General features: G+C 45.0%; 12 protein-coding genes. 4 read left to right on the top strand and 8 right to left on the bottom strand.

Annotated features, from left to right (window positions below; all coding sequences use genetic code 11):
* The first annotated feature begins 3 nt into the window (after positions 1 to 3).
* Positions 4 to 555 carry a rhombosortase gene (gene rrtA / locus J4N44_RS04560; RefSeq protein ID WP_017818999.1) on the top strand — a complete coding sequence of 184 codons (552 nt, stop codon included), beginning with the start codon at positions 4 to 6 and terminating at the stop codon, positions 553 to 555.
* A 152-nt stretch (positions 556 to 707) separates the two neighbouring features.
* On the opposite strand, the gene J4N44_RS04555 is transcribed toward rrtA, so the two are convergent.
* The 7 genes from J4N44_RS04555 to tig form a co-directional block, all read right to left on the bottom strand.
* Entirely contained in the window at positions 708 to 1,007 is a 300-nt protein-coding gene (locus J4N44_RS04555) for a ComEA family DNA-binding protein (RefSeq protein ID WP_005446580.1), read from the bottom strand.
* 145 nt (positions 1,008 to 1,152) lie between these two features.
* Complete coding sequence (gene ppiD / locus J4N44_RS04550; protein WP_252044886.1) at positions 1,153 to 3,012, bottom strand: peptidylprolyl isomerase; 1,860 nt, start codon at positions 3,010 to 3,012, stop codon at positions 1,153 to 1,155.
* Between the two features lie 215 nt (positions 3,013 to 3,227).
* Positions 3,228 to 3,500, bottom strand: a complete 273-nt coding sequence (gene hbs / locus J4N44_RS04545; protein WP_005430934.1) for a non-specific DNA-binding protein Hbs — start codon at positions 3,498 to 3,500, stop codon at positions 3,228 to 3,230.
* Between the two features lie 191 nt (positions 3,501 to 3,691).
* Positions 3,692 to 6,043 (bottom strand): endopeptidase La, encoded by a 2,352-nt coding sequence (gene lon / locus J4N44_RS04540; RefSeq protein WP_005446574.1) that lies wholly within the window; start codon positions 6,041 to 6,043, stop codon positions 3,692 to 3,694.
* 130 nt (positions 6,044 to 6,173) lie between these two features.
* Entirely contained in the window at positions 6,174 to 7,454 is a 1,281-nt protein-coding gene (gene clpX / locus J4N44_RS04535) for an ATP-dependent protease ATP-binding subunit ClpX (protein ID WP_005430932.1), read from the bottom strand.
* A 71-nt stretch (positions 7,455 to 7,525) separates the two neighbouring features.
* The gene (gene clpP, locus J4N44_RS04530) at positions 7,526 to 8,152 is read right to left on the bottom strand and encodes an ATP-dependent Clp endopeptidase proteolytic subunit ClpP (protein ID WP_005430931.1); all 627 of its coding nucleotides are present in this window, start codon (positions 8,150 to 8,152) and stop codon (positions 7,526 to 7,528) included.
* Positions 8,153 to 8,257: 105 nt separating this feature from the next.
* A complete protein-coding gene (gene tig / locus J4N44_RS04525; RefSeq protein ID WP_009698344.1) occupies positions 8,258 to 9,562 on the bottom strand; it encodes a trigger factor in 1,305 nt (434 codons plus the stop codon).
* 527 nt (positions 9,563 to 10,089) lie between these two features.
* On the opposite strand from tig, the gene J4N44_RS04520 reads away from it, so the two are divergent.
* The 3 genes from J4N44_RS04520 (at position 10,090) to J4N44_RS04510 (ending at position 13,497) form a co-directional block, all read left to right on the top strand.
* Positions 10,090 to 11,883 (top strand): sensor histidine kinase, encoded by a 1,794-nt coding sequence (locus tag J4N44_RS04520; protein ID WP_252044885.1) that lies wholly within the window; start codon positions 10,090 to 10,092, stop codon positions 11,881 to 11,883.
* A 15-nt stretch (positions 11,884 to 11,898) separates the two neighbouring features.
* Positions 11,899 to 13,236 (top strand): sigma-54-dependent transcriptional regulator, encoded by a 1,338-nt coding sequence (locus J4N44_RS04515; protein ID WP_252044884.1) that lies wholly within the window; start codon positions 11,899 to 11,901, stop codon positions 13,234 to 13,236.
* A gap of 78 nt (positions 13,237 to 13,314) precedes the next feature.
* Positions 13,315 to 13,497, top strand: coding sequence for a hypothetical protein (locus tag J4N44_RS04510; protein WP_026000132.1), 183 nt, complete (start codon positions 13,315 to 13,317; stop codon positions 13,495 to 13,497).
* Between the two features lie 57 nt (positions 13,498 to 13,554).
* On the opposite strand, the gene J4N44_RS04505 is transcribed toward J4N44_RS04510, so the two are convergent.
* Positions 13,555 to 14,916 (bottom strand): TRAP transporter large permease, encoded by a 1,362-nt coding sequence (locus J4N44_RS04505; RefSeq protein ID WP_038898576.1) that lies wholly within the window; start codon positions 14,914 to 14,916, stop codon positions 13,555 to 13,557.
* Positions 14,917 to 14,919: the final 3 nt, after the last annotated feature.

The raw sequence follows: 14,919 nt of genomic DNA, 5'->3' as shown, positions 1-14,919 counted from the left end.
AGAGTGAACCTTTATACATTGCTGAGCATCATCAGCGTCATCTGTTTAATACTTCAATTCGAGCCAATGGCAAGTCTAACTGAATGGCATGCATACAATATACGCCATGGCGAATGGTGGCGAATCGTAACAGGAAATTTGACGCATACCAACTTTGCTCATCTTGGTATGAACTTAGCTGGTCTATGGATTATTGGTTTTATTTTCCGCCCTACCGTGCGCAACTTTCTCATTGTGTTCATTATCTTGTGCGCCTTTGTTGGTGCAATGAACTTGTTCACTAATATGTCGGTTTACGTTGGTTTATCAGGGGTACTGCACGGATTGTTCGGTTTCTGGGCTCTGAGTGAAGTTTTTGATGGCAGAAGAAGCAGCATGCTGCTCGTTGGTGGTCTAATTGCGAAAATCGCCTGGGAACAGTTCTACGGTCCTTCGACTAGTACAGCTGCAATGATTGGGGCTCGTGTTGCTGTTGATGCGCATTTATTTGGCGCAATTGGTGGTCTAGGTATGGCTGGGTTAGAAAAATTGCTACACCGTCGTCTCTTTGGTTAGCTCCCTTGGCAAAACGCTAAAAAGAGCTCTTCACACTCCATTTTCGCATTTAAGCTAACCAAACAAAAAAATCCCGAACCATTAAAGAAGATTGGTTCGGGAAAGCAGTAATAGGAAACAGAAACTTCGCTTTTTAATGGCAAGAACGTTGATTACAACAAAATACGCTCTTCATTCTTTTTCACCGTGGCATCGCCAATGCCCTTCACTTTGGTCAGATCCGCAACGGTTTTAAAAGGACCGTGTTCATTACGATATTCGACGATATCTTTCGCTTTCTTTTCACCAATACCCTTTAGCATGGTGGCAATCTCTTGCGCTGAAGCTGTATTTACGTTTACCGTAATCTCGATACCTTCGTACTTAGCTGCTTTTGTGTTAGCCGACTTACTCTCTTCTGCCCAGCTCATCGGTGCTAAGAGTAATAAGCACAGTGTTAACATCCATTTCATTTGAGCACCCTCCCTTGAGTTTTTGTATTAAAACGAAAACTACTCTATGCAACGCGCTGTTTATGTTGAAGTTTATTCAAACAAAAATAAAACGGGCCGCGAATGCGACCCGTTTTAGTTAACATGCAAATTACATCAGTAATGCTTAGTTGCTCACAACAAAGTACTCAATGTCAGTGTTTGCGCGTAGTACAGAGATTACCGAAGTAAGATCTTGTTGAGCAGAAGCACGTTGCATTTGCATCGCAACTTGCTCTTCCAATGCGCTGTCTAGCTCAGCATGAACAGCATCAAGCTCAACAACAACAATGTTGCCTTCTAGATCTTTAGATTGACCAAACACTGGTTTGCCATCAACAGGTTTCGCCATTGCAAATACTGTTGCTGCTAGTGGAGAGCGACGATCAACAGACTCTTGCTCACCAAACGCCAAACCATTTTCAGCAAGAATAGCCGTGTTGCCTTCTTTCAGAGCAGCAACAACTTTCGTACCGAGTTCGATCGCACCTTGCTCGCCTTTAACGCGAGACAGTTCTGCAACCACTTGATCTTTCACTTCAGCTAGTGGAAGAACTGTTTCGTCACGAGCATCTTCGACACGAACAACAATGATGTGCTCAGGCGCCACTTCGATTGCTTCAGAGTTCAGACCATCTTCTTTCACTTCTGGGCTCATAATTGCCTGCATCACAGCTTGGTTCTTAAGAGCTTCTGGCGCATCAACTTGAGAAATGAAGTCTGTCGTCTTCACTTTTTGACCAACCGCTTTAGAAGCGTCATCTAGCGAATCTGGGTATTCAAACGCTACTTTTTCAAGTTCGTTTTGTAGTTCATAGAACTGATCTACCGCTTTCTGGTCTACCATTTCTTGTTTAATTTCAGCTGCAACTTCAGAGAATGGTTTCGCCACTGCACCTTTTAGCTCTTCAAGCTTAATGATGTGGTAACCGAAATCTGACTTCACTAGACCAGTCATATCACCTGGGTTCTTAAGTGCAAATGCCGCTTCTTCAAAAGATGGGTCCATTACATCACGTTCGATCCAGCCTAGGTCACCGCCATTTTCAGCGCTACCAAAGTCTTCCGATTTTTCTTTTGCTAGTGTAGCAAAATCAGCACCTGCGTTTAGCTCGTCAAGAATTGCTTGCGCTTTCGCTTCATCATCACCTTCAACTAGGATGTGTGCTACGCGACGTTGCTCTTCTGTTGAGTACTTATCTAGGTGCTCGTCGTAGTATTTCTTAACTTCTGCGTCAGAAACTTGGATTTGCTTCTTAAGCTCTTCAGCAGAAAGCTCGATGTAAGCAACTTTAACTTGCTCAGGACGAGTGAAGTTATCTGGGTTTGCTTTGTAGTACTCTTGAATTTCTTCATCAGTAAGATCTACTTTCTTAGCAAACTCAGCCAAATCGATAGTGATTGTGCGAACGTCACGAGTTTGAGTGAACAGCTTGCCTTCTGTCTGAACTTCGCCAGGTAGCGTGAATTCACTTGTTTGCAGTGCGTTCAGCAGTTGCTCACGAACCAATTCACGGCGCATGTACTCTGCGAATGAGTCTGGAGAGAAGCCTGCGCGACGTAGAGACGCTTGGTAGATCTCTTGGTCGAATTTACCGTTAGATTGGAACTGAGGCATGTCTAGAATCATGCTGCGAACTTGTGCATCGCTAATGCGTAGACCTAGAGCTTCAGCTTGTTGGTCAAGTAGCACATCGTTGATCATGCGGTCTAGAACAGATTTGCGGAACGATTCAACGTATGCAGGGTCAGCCAGCATTTGAGAGAAGTAATCACCCAATTGAGCTTGCATGCGGTTACGCTCATTTTGGTATGCCATCTCAAACTCACCACGAGCAATCTCGGTGTTCCCTACTTTCGCTGCCGCGTTGTTGTTACCGCCAACAATGTAGCTACCTACACCAGCAAAAACGAAAGAAAGGATGATAAGTCCAAGGATAATTTTGACCGCGATGCTGTTCACGCCTTCGCGTAGTCGATCCATCATAATTTAACTGCTCTCCACAATTGAAGCCGACTGCTTCTAATAGAAAATGTAATGTCGCGATAATATCAGAAAAAGAAATGCGCATCAGTAGGATGCGCATAATTTAAGAAAGTTCGGCTCTTAGTTTGTAAAATTTTGTTCAAATCTGACTATTTGGACAAAAGTTATGCAATGACCGTTAGCTGAACCAGCTCTTGTGTCTTCGACACAAAAAATTAGTTACAAGCGTCTTTTAGAGCTTTACCAGCTTTGAAAGAAGGTACTTTAGCTTCTGCGATTTGGATTTCTTCACCAGTTTTTGGGTTACGACCTGTGCGTGCTGCACGAGTACGTACGCTGAATGTACCGAAGCCAACAAGAGCAACTTGGTCACCAGACTGAAGCGTACCACTAACTGCTTCGATGAATGCGTCTAGAGCGCGACCAGCTGATGCTTTAGAGATGTCTGCGTTTTCTGCGATTTGTTCTACTAGTTGAGTTTTATTCACTGTGATTTCCCCTTTGTGTCATCTGTGATTATTTTTGTGATGACTTTCGTTCCATAATTAAAAAAATATGCTTCAACCCTTATCCTTCAAGGGCTGGAAGCTATCGAACTTAACTTAGCGTCCAAAAAAAACGCTGACAAGCCTTTTTAAGCCTATCAGCGTAAAGTTTTACTTATTTTTGCTACACATCACTATTTTTGAGACTGAAACTCAACGCCCGTCGGGTCTCGCTCAAGTGCAACTTTAAGAACTTCGTCGATCCACTGTACCGGGATAACCTTCAGATCCGCGATAACATTTTCTGGAATCTCTTCCAAATCACGCTCATTGTCTTTCGGAATCAGTACCGTTTTGATGCCGCCACGGTGTGCCGCAAGTAACTTCTCTTTTAGACCGCCGATAGGTAGAACTTCACCACGTAGAGTGATTTCACCCGTCATACCCACTTCTGCTTTCACAGGGTTACCTGTCAAGCTAGAAACTAGCGCAGTACACATTGCGATACCCGCACTTGGACCGTCTTTTGGTGTCGCACCCTCTGGTACGTGTACGTGAATATCACGTTTCTCGTAGAAGTCTGAGTTAATACCCAACTTCTCAGCACGTGAACGTACAACCGTCATCGCCGCTTGGATAGACTCTTTCATTACGTCGCCAAGAGAACCTGTCTGCGTCAACTTACCTTTACCTGGCATCGCTTCCGTTTCGATAGTCAGTAGATCGCCGCCCACTTGAGTCCAAGCGAGACCAGTTACTTGACCAATACGGTTGCTGTCATCTGCCTTACCAAAGTCATGACGTTGAACACCTAGGTATTCTTTCAGGTTATCCATCGTAACTGTCACTGACTTCAAGCTTGAATCAAGCAGGATGTTCTTCACTGCTTTACGACAGATCTTAGAAATTTCACGCTCTAGGCTACGTACACCCGCTTCACGCGTGTAGTAACGAATGATACCGATGATTGCAGAATCTTCGATGGTAATCTCGTTTGGTTTCAGACCATTACGCTTAACTTGCTTATCAACAAGGTGGCGTTTTGCAATGTTTAGTTTCTCGTCTTCTGTGTAGCCAGAAAGACGAATCACTTCCATACGATCCAATAGCGGTCCAGGAATGTCCATCGAGTTCGATGTAGCAACGAACATAACGTCAGAAAGATCGTAATCTACCTCTAGGTAGTGATCGTTAAACGCATTGTTTTGCTCTGGGTCTAGAACTTCTAATAGTGCTGATGATGGGTCACCACGCATATCTGAAGACATTTTGTCGATTTCATCCAGAAGGAACAGCGGGTTTTTCACACCAACTTTCGACATTTTCTGAATTAGCTTACCCGGCAGAGAGCCGATGTAAGTACGACGGTGACCACGGATTTCCGCTTCATCACGTACACCACCCAATGCCATACGCGTGTATTTACGACCCGTTGCCGCTGCAATTGAGCGACCTAGAGACGTTTTACCAACACCAGGAGGACCTACAAGACAAAGGATTGGACCTTTCAGCTTGTTGATACGGTTCTGCACCGCTAAGTACTCAAGAATACGCTCTTTCACACGCTCTAGACCGTAATGGTCTTCGTTTAGAATCTCTTCTGCTTTCGCCAAGTTCTTCTTCACTTTAGAACGCTTGTTCCAAGGCACGCTTACCATCCAATCGATGTAGCTGCGAACAACTGTCGCTTCTGCCGACATTGGAGACATCATCTTAAGCTTTTGCAGCTCTTGTTCTGTCTTTTCACGTGCATCCTGAGGCATTTTCGATTCTTCAATCTTTTGCTTCAGCGTTTCAAACTCGTCAGGCGCATCTTCCATCTCACCAAGTTCTTTCTGAATCGCTTTCATTTGCTCATTCAGGTAGTACTCACGCTGAGACTTTTCCATCTGCTTCTTAACGCGACCGCGGATGCGCTTTTCTACTTGAAGAAGATCGATTTCTGATTCCATCTGACCCATTAGGAATTCTAGACGTTCAGTTACATCAATAATTTCAAGTACTTGTTGTTTGTCCACCAGCTTAAGAGGCATGTGCGCAGCAATGGTATCTGCTAGACGCGCAGCTTCATCAATACCGCTTAGAGAAGTCAGTACTTCTGGTGGGATTTTTTTGTTTAGTTTGATGAAGCCTTCAAATTGGTTAATCGCACTGCGAACAATCACTTCTTGCTCACGCTCATCCAACTCAGGTGTTACCACAAATTCCGCTTCAGCAAGGAAGAATTCGCTCTCTTTGAAATGGTTGATTTTAGCGCGCTGCTGACCTTCAACGAGCACTTTTACTGTGCCATCAGGTAGCTTAAGAAGTTGAAGAATGGTTGCAACTGTACCTACTTCGAATAGGTCTTCAACCGTCGGCTCGTCAGTGTCAGCTTGCTTTTGTGCCACAAGCAGAACTTGTTTGTTTGTTTCCATCGCTGTTTCTAGACAGCTAATCGATTTCTCACGACCAACAAACAATGGAATAACCATGTGTGGGTATACCACTACGTCACGTAGAGGTAATACCGGGATCTCGATACGCTCGGAACGTTCCAAGTTCATATAATTCTCTCTTCCGCTTTCACGTTTAACGTATTACTTAAGGCAGTATATGGGGGCTAATTATTTGGATTCAATAAAAGAAATAAAAAAAGGAGGTAATTACTTACCTCCTTTTTATTTATGGCTGAATTTATTCTGCTCCAGCAGCCTGATTATCGGCATTGCTGTAGATGAGCAATGGTTCTGATTCACCGTTAATTACTGATTCATCAATCACGACTTTACTTACGTCAGTCGCTGATGGCAGTTCATACATGGTTTCTAACAGAACGCTTTCTAAGATTGAACGTAGACCACGAGCACCCGTCTTACGCTCCATCGCTTTTTTAGCGATAGCACGCAACGCGTCTTCACGGAACTCAAGTTCTGCGTCTTCTAGTTCGAACAATGCTGCATATTGCTTGGTCAACGCGTTCTTCGGTTCACATAGGATCTGAATTAGCGCTTCTTCATCAAGCTCTGTCAGTGTTGTTGTTACAGGCAGACGACCAATGAACTCAGGGATCAAACCGTACTTCACTAGATCCTCAGGTTCTACCTGAGTAAATAGTTCACCAACGGTTTTGGTTTCGTTCTTCGAGCGCACTTCTGCGCCAAAACCAATACCTGTGCCTGTTGCTACACGTTGTTCAATCACTTTATCTAGACCAGCAAATGCACCGCCACAGATGAACAGGATCTTAGACGTGTCCACTTGTAGGAATTCTTGCTGTGGATGCTTACGACCACCTTGTGGTGGAACCGATGCAACCGTGCCTTCGATAAGTTTTAGTAGCGCCTGCTGAACACCTTCACCAGATACGTCACGCGTAATTGATGGGTTTTCAGCTTTACGAGAAATCTTGTCAATTTCGTCAATGTATACAATGCCGCGTTCAGCTTTCGCTACATCGTAATCACATTTTTGCAGAAGCTTCTGGATGATGTTTTCAACGTCTTCACCAACATAACCAGCTTCGGTTAGTGTGGTAGCGTCAGCCATTGTAAATGGCACATCCAGGAATCGAGCTAGTGTCTCAGCAAGCAGTGTTTTACCACTACCAGTAGGACCAATTAGAAGGATGTTACTTTTACCAAGTTCCACACCTTCGCTCGTTGTATCACCATTGCGTAAACGCTTGTAGTGGTTATATACCGCAACTGCGAGCACTTTTTTCGCGTAATCTTGTCCGATCACATAGTCATCAAGGTGTTCACGGATCTGTTTTGGCGTTGGTAACGCTTCAGATTCTTTCTTAGGGAGAACATCCTTGATTTCTTCGCGAATGATATCGTTACATAAGTCGACACACTCGTCGCAAATGTAAACTGACGGACCTGCGATTAGCTTGCGAACTTCGTGCTGACTTTTGCCACAGAAAGAGCAGTACAGCAATTTGCCGCTGCCGCTTTCTTTGCTTTTATCTGTCATTCGCTAACCTCTTAGCCTTTACTCTTTATGAATGAGTGTATATCAAATTTAGCCAAAATGCGCTGGCTAAATTACTCGCCGCGATGGCTCAACACTGCATCCACAATACCGTATTCTACTGCCTGATCTGCCGACATGAAGTTATCACGATCAGTATCGCGCTCAATCACTTCAAGAGGCTGGCCAGTATGTTCTGCTAATAGGTTGTTTAGCTTCTGCTTGATAGTCAGGATTTCCTGAGCATGAATTTGGATATCAGAAGCTTGACCTTGGAAGCCACCTAGTGGTTGGTGGATCATCACACGTGAATTAGGCAGAACGTAACGCTTACCTGGCGCACCACCTGCAAGCAGGAACGCACCCATAGAGCAAGCTTGACCCATACATACTGTGCTTACATTTGGTTTGATGAACTGCATTGTGTCGTAGATAGACATACCTGCAGTCACGCTGCCGCCTGGCGAGTTGATGTATAGGAAAATATCTTTATCTGGATTTTCAGATTCTAGGAAAAGTAGCTGAGCCACGACAAGGTTTGCCATGTGGTCTTCCACTTGACCAGTTAAAAAGATCACGCGCTCTTTAAGCAAGCGTGAGTAAATGTCGTAAGAGCGTTCGCCGCGGGAAGTTTGTTCAACCACCATTGGCACTAGCGCGTCAATAATTGGCGACATTGCGTTTTTTTCTTGGTAGCTCATATTCTTATGTCCCTAAAATAAATGGCCCGGATGATGTGTATCATACGGACCATTGTTAGCAGAATAGTCGACGTTAAGTCAACCTTCTACGCAAGATATTGCTTATTAAGCAGCAGGTTGTTGGTTAAGTAGCTCGTTGAAGCTTACTTCTTTCTCAGTAACCTGTGCTTTAGCGATGATCGCGTCGATAGCTTGCTCTTCTAGAGCAACGTTACGCATGTTGTTCATCATTTGCTCGTTTTGCTCGTAGTAAGCAATAACTTCTGATGGATCTTCGTAAGCAGTTGCCATTTCTTCGATTAGCGCTTTCACTTTCTCGTCGTCAGCTTTTAGCTCTTCAGACTTGATTACTTCGCCTAGTAGAAGACCTACAACTACGCGACGTTTAGCTTGCTCTTCGAATAGTTCACGTGGAAGCTGTGCAGCTGCTTCTGGGTTACCACCGAAGCGTTGTGCAGCTTGTTGACGTAGAACTTGGATTTCTTGGTCGATAAGTGCAGCTGGTACGTCGATTTCGTTTTGCTCAACTAGACCGTCGATAGCTTGCTCTTTGATGCGGTTCTTAACAGCTTGCTTAAGTTCGCGCTCCATGTTCTTACGAACTTCAGCTTTAAGTGCTTCAACGCCACCTTCAGCAACACCGAACTTAGAAACGAACTCGTCGTTTAGTTCTGGTAGTTCACGAGCTTCAACTTTGTTCACTTTGATTGCGAACTTAGCTGCTTTACCTTTTAGGTTTTCAGCGTGGTAATCTTCTGGGAAGTTTACGTCGATTTCGAATTCCATACCTTTAGTTTTACCTTCGATACCATCTTCGAAACCTGGGATCATGCGACCTGCGCCCATTTCTAGTGGGAAGTTCTCAGCTTTACCGCCTTCGAACTCTTCACCGTCGATAGAGCCAACGAAATCGATGCTTACACGCTTACCAGCTTCTGCAGCTTCTTCAACTTCTGCCCAAGTAGCTTGTTGCTTACGTAGAGTTTCGATCATCTCTTCTACGTCTGCATCTTTAACTTCTGTTGTTGGTTTTTCAACAGTGATGCTGTCTAGACCTTTAAGCTCAACTTCTGGGTAAACTTCGAAAGTTGCAGTGAAAACTAGGTCTGCGCCTTCGTTGTTTTCAACTGGAGCGAAAGTTGGAGCGCCAGCTGGGTTGATTTTCTCTTTTACGATCGCTTCGATGAAGTGGCGTTGCATAACTTCACCAAGAACGTCTTGACGTACTGCTTTGCCGTACATCTTAGCAACCATTTTTAGAGGCACTTTACCCTTACGGAAACCATCGAAACGACGGTTTTTAGCGATGTTGCGTAGTTCAGCTGTTACAGCGTCTTCGATGTTTGCAGCTGGAACAGTAATGTTTAGACGGCGCTCTAGGCCTTCTAGCGTTTCAACAGTAACTTGCATTATTTATAAACCTCTAAAGTGGCTCGGTTTGTCCGAGCGTATGAGCGAGACTCTCCGGAGTTCACGCTTCATCCTTGTGTAGTGTCCTGTCCGAACACCTAATTTAAAATCGAGTATCGATGCTGAAAATCAACATCGGACTAATCAGTGATATCTTCGGTGTCATCACCAAAGGTATCTCCTATTAGCCTCAGGACAGAATTTTTAGACGCGACATTCTAGCGATCTGTCGCTACCCTGTCGAGCCAATAGCCACTATGTGGACATTGTCTGCGCTAAATTCTCGAATACTGACCCCAAAATTAGCGAAAAATGCGATTTGAACACCGCTTCATCGCTGTCAGCATATCTAGAATGGGGACAATAGCGACTTTTTCAAGAGAATCGACAGCTTTTTTTATTGAAAAGCCTAAAAAGAGATCTTGCTCTTGTTTTACTCCACAGAGTTGGAAACTAAATCCCTATTCATCTCTACAAACTATTAACATTTTCTTACGTGACAAAGGGAAGGTGTCAAGGAGCGTGGGATGTCGCAGAGAAACCGTATTATACTGATTTTTTTCGCCTTCTATTTCCTCTGCGCGTTCATCGGTGGTCACTGGGTTTGGAGCCATAGCTACCAGTCATTACTCGACAAGCATCAATCACAGTTGGAGCGCTTTTCTAGCCATATTCAAAATAAGTTAGATAAATATGCTCACATCCCACACCTGCTTTCTAAGGATGAACCTTTGGTCGAAGTGCTGCTTAACCCAGAAAACAGCGCACAACTTGAAATCACCAATCGATACTTAGAATCGGTCAATGGCGTCATTGAAGCGGCTGACACCTATTTAATAGACAAATGGGGAACAACGATCGCTGCAAGCAACTGGCGTAAAGAACGTTCTTTCGTCGGACGCAACTTCGCCTTTCGTCCCTATTTTAAACAAGCGATTACAGGGCAACGCAGCCAATATTACGCGCTGGGTTCAACATCGGGTAAGCGTGGTTATTACTACTCTTACCCTATTGTCTATGCTGGGGGGGTGCTCGGCGTCGTCGTGGTTAAAATGGATCTGAGTAAGATAGAGGACAACTGGCAACAACCCAACAGTGTTTTCGTAGCAAGTGACCCGAACGGTATTGTATTTATGAGCAGTCGCAATGACTGGTTGTTCAAAAGCCTGCAGCCTCTCGAAGAGCCAACTGCAGCAGAGGTGTGGGCAAGTAGGCAATATTTGAACACCACAATCGACTCACTTGGATTCGTCGGTGACATGAGCTTAGCGCATACCGAAGCGAAGCAAGGCTACCCCTATAACAAGGGGACACTAGTGGTTTCATCCTTACCTTTAGAAAACCTCAAACTCACTATTCGAGTGCTTTCTCCTAAGCAATCTGTCATCTGGTTCACCATGGGCTATTTGCTTGTTCTCACGCTTGTTTTTACTGTGCTCTTTCTCGTTGGGCAGCTCATTTATCATCGCCAGCAGCGCCATCGACAAATCGAACGCATTCAGCAAGAAGCAAATCAGAAATTGGAATATCAGGTAATGGCTCGCACCGCTGAATTGCAAGCAGAGATAGCACAACGTATCGAGACAGAGCAAACCTTACGCGTTACCCAAGACGAGCTGGTGCAAGCCGCAAAACTTGCTGTGCTGGGACAAATGTCGGCAAGCATCAGTCATGAACTCAATAATCCCCTCGCCGCCATTCGTAGTTTCGCTGAAAACGGTAAGCTTTTCTTGCACAAAGAGAAATATGAACGGACGGAAGAAAACTTAACGCGTATATCCGCCCTGACCGACAGAATGGCGAACATCAGTCAGCAGCTGCGCTCTTTTGCTAAGAAGACCAGTGGGAACGAGCTGGCGCAAACTCACCTTCTGCCCGTTATTGCCTCCGCAAAAGAACTGATGAAGCCGGCATTCAAATCAGCCCGAGTGACATTAAATACCAAACTCATAGAACAAGACGTAGAAGTACAGATCAACACAATTCAACTCGAACAAGTGCTGGTGAACTTATTGACCAACGCTATAGAAGCGACCAAAGGGCAAGAAAACAAGCAAGTCCATTTGTCTATCGAAAAAGATATAAAAGCCGAACTCGTATGGATTTATGTCGATGATAATGGCACGGGGCTCGGAGAGTTCACCTTTTCACAGCTATGCGAACCCTTTTTAACCACCAAGCAAAATGGCTTAGGTTTAGGGCTCTCGATATCGCAACAAATTTTAGCTGGTATGAATGGCAAATTAAGCGCCCAGAATCGAGAGCAAGACGGAGCTCGATTCTCCATTTGCTTACCTCTTATTTCATCACACACCACATAACAAAAGGATTGAACTATGTGTCAGGTGTTTTTTATTGATGACGAAGCCGATCTCAGACTGGCGATCGAGCAAACCTTTGAACTGGCAGACATAGAAGCCAAGTTTTTTCCGGATGCAGAGTCGGCTTTGATCGCGATGCAACAAGGAGAAGGCTCGGGAGTGGTCGTCACCGACATCTGTTTGCCGGGCATTTCTGGTATGGATTTACTGACCACAATAACCCAGCGCGACCCAAATTTACCCGTCATCATGATCACAGGACACGGCGACATTTCAATGGCAGTTCAAGCTCTTCATCAAGGAGCCTATGACTTTATTGAAAAACCATTTGCACCTGAGCATCTGGTAGAAACCGTCAAACGCGCAATTGAGAAACGCAAACTGACGAATGAAAATGAGAAACTGCGTCAATCCCTGAAAGCCAGTCAAACCTTGGGACCACGTATTATTGGAGAAACCGAAAGTATCCAACTGCTACGTGAAACCATCACTCACATTGCTGACACCGATGCGGATATATTGCTGTTTGGAGAAACGGGGACAGGTAAAGAACTGATAGCTCGCTCTCTGCACGAACAAAGCTCTCGTCGGAACCAAAACTTTGTCGCGGTAAACTGTGGGGCAGTACCTGAGAACCTCATCGAAAGCGAGCTTTATGGTCACGAAAAAGGGGCGTTTACCGGAGCAGAAAGTCGTCGCATCGGTAAGTTTGAATTTGCACAGGGTGGCACGTTATTTTTGGATGAAATCGAATCTATGCCAGTTCAAGCACAAATCCGTTTACTGCGCGTTTTGCAAGAAAGAGTGATTGAGCGGGTTGGTTCCAATGAGTTATTGCCATTGGATATTCGAGTGATTGCAGCAACAAAGGTGGACTTAAAGCAAGCCTCTGAACAAGGCACATTTCGCCAAGACCTCTATTATCGCCTCAATGTGGTAACACTGGATTTACCGCCGATGCGCGAGCGTAAGGAAGATATTCCCGCACTATTCCACCACTTTTTACTGGTTGCCGCATCACGCTATGGGAAAACCTCTCCTAGCCTCTCCTCACAAGATTTGGCTCAGTTAATGGCACATGATTGGCCGGGTAATGTGCGTGAGTTACGTAACGCGGCAGAACGATTTGTTTTACTTGGGAAACTGATACAGCTAGGCGACGCTTCGTGCACACCTACTTCCCCATCGAGCCTTTCTGAACAAGTGGCAGAGTTTGAAAAAGCAGCCATAGAGAGTGCTCTACTGGAGAACAGCGGGAGTATCAAGCAAACGATGGAACAATTGAATGTGCCTCGAAAAACCCTGTACGACAAAATGCAACGCTATCAGATAGATAAAGATCTATATAAATAAAACGCCGTTTGCGGTTTGTTGTTATATCCAACTTGAATCATACTTTTTACTAACGAGAGTTTAATGGTTCATATGGATATGACAGAGAAAATCAGGATACCCGTTATCACAGATACCGTGATGGTCGACGGGCATTATCAGGAAGAAAGGCGATCCGGTGAAGATCGGCGCAAAAATAGAAAGAAGTGGCTTGGTTACGAGCGCAGAGTCAATCCCGACCCTCGTAGACCTTCCTATAAGTCAATAAACGAAGAGGTGTGAATCGTCACACCTCTTTTGTTTTAACTGTTTCGGCTCTTACCGTTCACTTGCTCACCGCTACTTAGTAATGATTTCCGGTCCCATCAGCGTCGTTGGCAACCAAGTTGACACCCAAGGAACGTACGTCACGATAATGAGGAATAAGAACATCACCGCCACCCACGGTAGCGCCGCTTTAACTACATTCATCATCGACATTTTGGCGACCCCAGCAGTCACAAACAAGTTAAGTCCAACAGGTGGCGTAATCATGCCAATTTCCATGTTAACGACCATCATGATGCCAAGGTGAATCGGATCGATGCCCAGAGCGATCGCTATTGGGAACACTAGCGGTGCCACAATGATCAACAAGCCAGAAGGTTCCATAAACTGACCACCAATCAACAGCAGCACGTTCACGACAATCAAGAAAGTAATAGGACCTAGCCCCGCCGACAGCATAGATTCAGTGATCATTTGCGGTATGCGTTCTTCTGTCAGCACATGCTTAAGAATCAAAGCGTTGGCAATGATAAACAGTAACATGATGGTCAGCTTGCCTGCTTCATACAAGGTGTGTTTGGTGTCTTTATGAACGAAAGTCTGAAACACTTTAACTAAGGCTGGTTTACTATTTTGCTTATCAGCAAAGGGACCCATATCTTTGTAAACGAAGTTGGCAATGAAGAAGGAATACACCGCCGCCACTGCCGCCGCTTCTGTTGGGGTAAAGATACCGCCGTAGATACCACCCAAAATGATCACCACCAACAACAGACCCCAGCTCGCATCTTTGGCGGCATCAAAGGTTTCTTTCCAACCCACGAAAGGCTGTTTGGGCAAGTTCTTGATCCGTGCGGCAATGTAAATGGCGATCATCAACATCACTCCCGCAAGTAAGCCTGGAATCACACCACCAAGGAACATACGTCCAACCGACACATCAGTTGCAGCGGCGTACACCACCATCACAATCGAAGGAGGAATCAAAATACCCAGCGTACCCGCATTACAGATCACGCCAGCAGCAAACTCTTTGGAGTAACCGTTTTTGATCATACCAGCGATAACGATACTACCGATCGCAACCACCGTCGCAGGGGACGAGCCAGAAAGTGCAGCAAACATCATGCAAGCTACAACTGATGCCATCGCTAACCCACCGCGGAACCAACCTACAATGGCAATCGCGAAGCGGATAATGCGCTTGGCAACGCCACCCGTAGACATAAAGCTAGAGGCCAAAATAAAGAAAGGTATCGCTAACAAGGTGTAGTGGCCAGCAAACGCGTTAAATAAGGTTTGTGCTACCGATGCAAGAGAAGCATCTGAGTGCATCAATAAGAAAAGAATACTGGACAGACCCAGTGAGACAGCAATTGGCACACCAATCAACATGAAGCCAATGACCATCAAGAATAACAACAGAATATCCATGAT

The sequence above is a fragment of the Vibrio sp. SCSIO 43155 genome (genome assembly GCF_023716605.1).
GTDB lineage: Bacteria > Pseudomonadota > Gammaproteobacteria > Enterobacterales > Vibrionaceae > Vibrio > Vibrio harveyi.
The sequence above is the reverse complement of the archived record's forward strand: the minus strand, read 5'-3'. Positions and strand labels throughout refer to the sequence as shown.

What these genes read in the sequence shown, in the direction of transcription:
- lon (WP_005446574.1), bottom strand. Translation starts at nt 6,043, where the DNA reads ATGAACTTGGAACGTTCCGAGCGTATCGAGATCCCGGTATTACCTCTA.
- clpP (WP_005430931.1), bottom strand. Translation starts at nt 8,152, where the DNA reads ATGAGCTACCAAGAAAAAAACGCAATGTCGCCAATTATTGACGCGCTA.
- tig (WP_009698344.1), bottom strand. Translation starts at nt 9,562, where the DNA reads ATGCAAGTTACTGTTGAAACGCTAGAAGGCCTAGAGCGCCGTCTAAAC.
- J4N44_RS04555 (WP_005446580.1), bottom strand. Translation starts at nt 1,007, where the DNA reads ATGAAATGGATGTTAACACTGTGCTTATTACTCTTAGCACCGATGAGC.
- J4N44_RS04515 (WP_252044884.1), top strand. Translation starts at nt 11,899, where the DNA reads ATGTGTCAGGTGTTTTTTATTGATGACGAAGCCGATCTCAGACTGGCG.
- J4N44_RS04520 (WP_252044885.1), top strand. Translation starts at nt 10,090, where the DNA reads ATGTCGCAGAGAAACCGTATTATACTGATTTTTTTCGCCTTCTATTTC.
- J4N44_RS04510 (WP_026000132.1), top strand. Translation starts at nt 13,315, where the DNA reads ATGACAGAGAAAATCAGGATACCCGTTATCACAGATACCGTGATGGTC.
- J4N44_RS04505 (WP_038898576.1), bottom strand. Translation starts at nt 14,916, where the DNA reads ATGGATATTCTGTTGTTATTCTTGATGGTCATTGGCTTCATGTTGATT.
- clpX (WP_005430932.1), bottom strand. Translation starts at nt 7,454, where the DNA reads ATGACAGATAAAAGCAAAGAAAGCGGCAGCGGCAAATTGCTGTACTGC.
- ppiD (WP_252044886.1), bottom strand. Translation starts at nt 3,012, where the DNA reads ATGATGGATCGACTACGCGAAGGCGTGAACAGCATCGCGGTCAAAATT.